This is a genomic window from Pseudomonas sp. NPDC087803 (genome assembly GCF_044742995.1).
Lineage (GTDB): Bacteria > Pseudomonadota > Gammaproteobacteria > Pseudomonadales > Pseudomonadaceae > Aquipseudomonas.
In genome coordinates this window covers 1-4,978 of sequence record NZ_JBIUVO010000118.1, presented here as the reverse complement: position 1 = coordinate 4,978, position 4,978 = coordinate 1, and the positions used below count along the sequence as shown (strand labels likewise).

The window sequence follows — 4,978 nt, the reverse complement described above, 5'->3', positions numbered from 1 at the left end:
TGGTTTCCAGCAGTTGCTGATAGAGCACCGAGGCGCCTTGCGTCTGGTTGCTCTGATACTTGTGAAATGCCTGCGAGGCGAACACGATGACCAGCGCCAACTGGCCGCCGGTGACGAGAGGTTTTCCGTTGCGTGTCCAACAGTCCTTCAAATCCGCCAACTGTTCGTCTTCGGTGCTCGACACCCCAATACTCCTTAATCGCTAAATCGGCTGTTAAGACAGCTTCAACCCTGCACGACGCAGGTGGCCAGGTGAGCGGCAAGCGCATCCCAGGCAATGCTTTGTTGTTCGCCCTGGCCACGCAGGGGTTTGAAACCTACCACTTGCTGGGCCATTTCGTCGTCACCGAGGATCAGTGCATACAGTGCACCGCTCTTGTCGGCTTTCTTGAACTGGCTTTTGAAGCTGCCGGCGCCGGCATTGACTTGCAGACGCAGGTTTGGAAGCTGGTCACGTACACGCTCGGCCAGGGCCAGACCGGCCAGTTCGGCCTGCTCACCAAAGGCGCAGAGGTAGACGTCGACCTGACGGGAGATTTCTTCCGGGATCTGCTCCAGGGTTTCGAGCATCAACACCAGACGCTCGATGCCCATGGCGAAACCGACGCCTGCGGTCGGCTTGCCGCCCATCTGCTCGACCAGACCGTCGTATCGACCGCCCGCGCAGACAGTGCCCTGGGCGCCGAGCTTGTCGGTGACCCATTCGAATACGGTTTTGCTGTAGTAATCGAGGCCGCGCACCAGTTTCGGGTTAAGCACGTAAGGGATGCCAACCGCGTCCAGACGCGCCTTCAGACCTTCGAAGTGCGCACGGGATTCGTCGTCCAAGTAGTCAGCCATTTTCGGCGCATCGACCAGTACCGCCTGCGTGTCGGCATTTTTGGTGTCGAGCACGCGCAGCGGGTTGGTTTTCAGGCGACGCTGGCTGTCTTCGTCGAGCTTGTCGTGATGCGCCGAGAGGTACTCGACCAGCGCTTCACGATAGCGACCACGGGACTCGCTGGTGCCCAGGCTGTTGAGCTCGAGCTTGACCGCATCACGGATACCCAGCTCGCCCCACAGGCGCCAGGTCATGATGATCAGCTCGGCGTCGATGTCCGGACCGTCGAGGTTGAACACTTCCAGACCGATCTGGTGGAACTGGCGATAACGACCTTTCTGCGGACGCTCGTGACGGAACATCGGGCCGATGTACCAGAGTTTCTGCACTTGGCCACCGCCGGTGATGCCGTGCTCGAGCACGGCACGCACGCACGCCGCGGTGCCTTCCGGACGCAGGGTCAGGGAGTCGCCGTTGCGGTCTTCGAAGGTGTACATCTCTTTTTCGACGATGTCAGTCACTTCACCGATCGAGCGCTTGAACAGCTCGGTGAATTCGACGATCGGCATGCGGATCTGCTTGTAACCGTAGTTATCCAGCAGACGCGCGACAGTGCCCTCGAAATAACGCCACAGCGGGGTCTGTTCGGGCAGGATGTCGTTCATGCCACGAATGGCTTGCAGAGACTTGCTCACTATAAATCCTTAAATTCGTTCGGCTTTCAGTCAGGCTCAGCCGCGCGCGATGACCGCTGCGTCAGCTTCGACCTTTTCGGCCGCTTTCTGGCGGATCAGCTTTTCCAGCTCGTCCACCAGATTGTCATTCGTCAGTTTCTGCGACGGCTTGCCGTCGATGTAAATCAGGTTTGGCGTGCCGCCGGTCAAGCCGATATGGGCTTCCTTGGCTTCGCCGGGGCCGTTGACCACGCAACCGATGACCGCGACATCCAGCGGCACCAGCAGGACTTCAAGGCGCCCTTCCAGCTCGTTCATGGTCTTGACCACATCGAAGTTCTGCCGCGAACAGCTCGGGCAGGCGATGAAGTTGATGCCACGGGAACGCAGATGCAAAGACTTGAGAATGTCGTACCCGACCTTCACTTCCTCGACCGGGTCGGCCGCCAGCGAGATGCGGATAGTATCGCCAATCCCCTCGGCGAGCAGCATACCTAGGCCCACGGCGGATTTCACTGTGCCCGAACGCAAACCACCGGCTTCGGTGATTCCCAGGTGCAGCGGCTGGACGATTTCTTTCGCCAGCAAACGGTAGGCTTCGACGGCCATGAACACGTCGGAAGCTTTCACGCTGACCTTGAAGTCCTGGAAATTCAGGCGCTCGAGGTGTTCGACGTGGCGCAGCGCGGACTCGACCAGTGCCGCCGGGGTCGGTTCGCCGTATTTCTTCTGCAGGTCTTTTTCCAGGGAACCGGCGTTGACGCCGATGCGGATCGGGATCCCGCGGTCACGGGCGGCGTCGACCACGGCGCGCACCCGGTCTTCACGACCGATGTTGCCCGGGTTGATACGCAGGCAGTCCACACCCAGTTCGGCGACGCGCAGAGCGATCTTGTAGTCGAAATGGATGTCGGCAACCAGCGGCACCTTGACCAGTTGCTTGATCTTGCCGAACGCCTCGGCGGCGTCCATGTCCGGTACCGAAACGCGGACGATGTCGACGCCGGCGGCTTCCAGACGATTGATCTGCGCGACGGTGGCAGCCACATCATTGGTGTCGCTGTTGGTCATGCTCTGCACAGCGATAGGCGCATCGCCGCCAACAGGCACGTTACCGACCCAGATCTTGCGCGAAACGCGACGTTTGATTGGAGATTCGCCGTGCATGACTTATTGACCCAACTTCAGGCGAGCAGTCTCGCCACTGGTGAACGGAGCGATATCGACCGGCTGGCCGTTGTAGCTGACCTGTGCGGCGCGAGCCACACCCAGACGCACCGCCAGTGGCGGCTTGCCGGAAACCGAAACGCTGTCGCCTTTATGTTTCAGACCGCTGAACAGCACTTTACCGCGACCATCGGTGACCTGCGCCCAGCAATCGGCGGTGAACTGCAGTTGCACCTGGCCGTCGCCAGCCGCTGGAACCGCTGCTTCTGCGGTTGGCGCAGTGGTGGCCGCGATTACTGGAGCGGTGACGGTCGGCGCGGGTGTGGCAGGGACGTTCGGTGCCGGAGTCGCTGGAGTCGCCACAACCGGGGCCGGTGTATGAACCGGTGCGGCTGGTGTGGTCGCAGCCGGGGCGGCGGGAGCGGTTGCCGGAGCAATAGGCTCGGCGCCGCTCGCTTCAGCGCTGGTTTCCGCTTGCGGCAGTGCCAGCGCGGTGGCGCCCTCGGCCTGACCTTCGGCAACGGCCTGGTCTTCCGGCTCGTCGATCGGATGAATCTGCGTGGTGCCATCGGCGCCTTCGACTTCGACGTGCTCCGGAGCCAGGCTGGTCAAGTCTTTGCTGCGCAGCGAGGTCTGATCCTGCCACCAGACGAAACCGCCGCCGATGACCGCGATCAGCAACAACAGGCTGACAATGCGCAAAATGGTATGGGAAACCCGCACCGGCTCTTCGATACGCCCCAGCGCATGCACGTTGCTGCCCTGGGAGTCGGTGCCGGTGGACTGGTCGAATTGCTGGACCAGAACGGTCTGGTCCATGCCGAGCAACTTGGCATAAGCGCGAATGTAACCGCGAGCGAAGGTATGCCCCGGCAGCTTGTCGAAAGCGCCGGCTTCAAGATTGCTCAGGGAAGTCACGGTGAGGTTGAGCTTGAGGGCCACTTCGGCCAGCGACCAGCCATTGCTTTCGCGGGCCTGGCGCAAAGTCTCACCGGGATTAACGCGAGTCGCTGCTACAACTTCGGGATGCGCCGCTTTCATCATTGCTCCGACAGGTATTGCTGATATTCCGGCGTACCGGGATAGAGTCGTTTTAATTGCAGGCCATAACTGGCGGCCTTGTCGCGATCTTCAAACACTTTTGCCAGCCGAACGCCGAGCAATAGACTACGTGCATTTTGCTCGGTTAGCAGGCTGAAACGGTCGTAATAGTCACGCGCGGGCACATAATGCCTGTCTTCGAAGGACAACTCAGCCATTTCCAGCAAAGCACGCGGTTGTTGACGGTTCAGCCGCAGGGCTTTTTCCAGTTGCTGCTGCGCCAGATCCCGCTGCCCGAGCTTCGCAGCGGTCATGCCGAGGTTTTCGAAGACTCGCGAACGCTCAGGATACAGGGTATCGGCGGCCGCCTGCTCAAAACGCTCGTAGGCTTCCTTGTAACGCTGCTCTTCGTAGAGAAAACTGCCGTAATTATTGAGGATTCGTGCATCGGTGGGACGCGAGGACAGGGCTTTGCGGAAATGTTCGTCAGCCAGTTTCGGCTCCATTTCGGCCTGGAACACCAGCCCGAGGGCAGCGTTGGCATCAGGATCGGAGCCGTCCAGCTCCAGCGCCTTCTTCAGCGGCACCTTGGCGCGCTCGGTCATCCCTTGCTGCAAGTATCCCAGTCCCAGCTGCACGTAGGCGGCACGCGCTTCGTCGCGGCCCTTGCTGGTCTTCATCGGGTTGTAGTCACCCGACAGGACACAACCAGCACACAGGCTGGCCATCAGCAACAGCAGCGCAAAGCGCAGGGACATAGAGATCCTCTCTTAGTTAGTGTTCGCGGCGTTCTGTGCCAGATCGCTGTCGGCGCTCAACTCGCGCACGGCGATGTAACGTTCGCTGCGACGGGTGCGATCCAGCACCTGCCCTACCAATTGACCACATGCAGCGTCGATGTCTTCACCACGGGTGGTGCGCACAGTGACGTTGTAACCCGCCTGATGCAACTGATCCTGGAACCGACGAATGGCGTTGTTGCTTGGCCGCTCGTAACCGGAATGCGGGAACGGGTTGAACGGAATCAGGTTGATCTTGCATGGAATGTCTTTGAGCAGCTCGATCATTTCCACCGCGTGCTCAAGCTTGTCGTTGACGTCCTTGAGCATGGTGTACTCGATGGTCTGCTCTCGTTTCTCACCTAGGGCGGACATGTAGCGCTGGCACGACTCGAGCAGCATCTTCAGCGGATAGTTCTTGTTGATCGGCACCAAGTGGTTACGCACGGCGGCATTCGGGGCGTGCGGGGAGGGCGCGGGGGAGGCGGCGGGGGGCG

5 protein-coding genes and 1 pseudogene are annotated in these 4,978 nt (G+C 60.5%); all 6 read right to left on the bottom strand.

What is annotated here, in order from left to right:
* Positions 1–184 (bottom strand): tetratricopeptide repeat protein (locus tag ACIOUG_RS26530; RefSeq protein ID WP_401070074.1); only part of this gene is annotated, 184 nt, incomplete at its 3' end.
* Positions 185–225: 41 nt separating this feature from the next.
* Positions 226–1,515: a histidine--tRNA ligase gene (gene hisS / locus ACIOUG_RS26525; RefSeq protein ID WP_003227887.1), complete on the bottom strand. Its 1,290-nt coding sequence runs from the start codon at positions 1,513–1,515 to the stop codon at positions 226–228.
* Between the two features lie 36 nt (positions 1,516–1,551).
* Entirely contained in the window at positions 1,552–2,661 is a 1,110-nt protein-coding gene (ispG, locus tag ACIOUG_RS26520) for a flavodoxin-dependent (E)-4-hydroxy-3-methylbut-2-enyl-diphosphate synthase (RefSeq protein WP_401070071.1), read from the bottom strand.
* A 3-nt stretch (positions 2,662–2,664) separates the two neighbouring features.
* Positions 2,665–3,702, bottom strand: coding sequence for a RodZ domain-containing protein (locus ACIOUG_RS26515; RefSeq protein ID WP_401070069.1), 1,038 nt, complete (start codon positions 3,700–3,702; stop codon positions 2,665–2,667).
* A complete protein-coding gene (pilW, locus tag ACIOUG_RS26510; protein ID WP_401070066.1) occupies positions 3,702–4,460 on the bottom strand; it encodes a type IV pilus biogenesis/stability protein PilW in 759 nt (252 codons plus the stop codon). Before pilW ends, ACIOUG_RS26515 begins: the two co-directional genes overlap by 1 nt.
* A 12-nt stretch (positions 4,461–4,472) precedes the next feature.
* Positions 4,473–4,978: pseudogene (locus tag ACIOUG_RS26505) on the bottom strand (23S rRNA (adenine(2503)-C(2))-methyltransferase RlmN); the annotation flags it as partial.

What these genes read in the sequence shown, in the direction of transcription:
- ACIOUG_RS26515 (WP_401070069.1), bottom strand. Translation starts at nt 3,702, where the DNA reads ATGAAAGCGGCGCATCCCGAAGTTGTAGCAGCGACTCGCGTTAATCCC.
- ispG (WP_401070071.1), bottom strand. Translation starts at nt 2,661, where the DNA reads ATGCACGGCGAATCTCCAATCAAACGTCGCGTTTCGCGCAAGATCTGG.
- pilW (WP_401070066.1), bottom strand. Translation starts at nt 4,460, where the DNA reads ATGTCCCTGCGCTTTGCGCTGCTGTTGCTGATGGCCAGCCTGTGTGCT.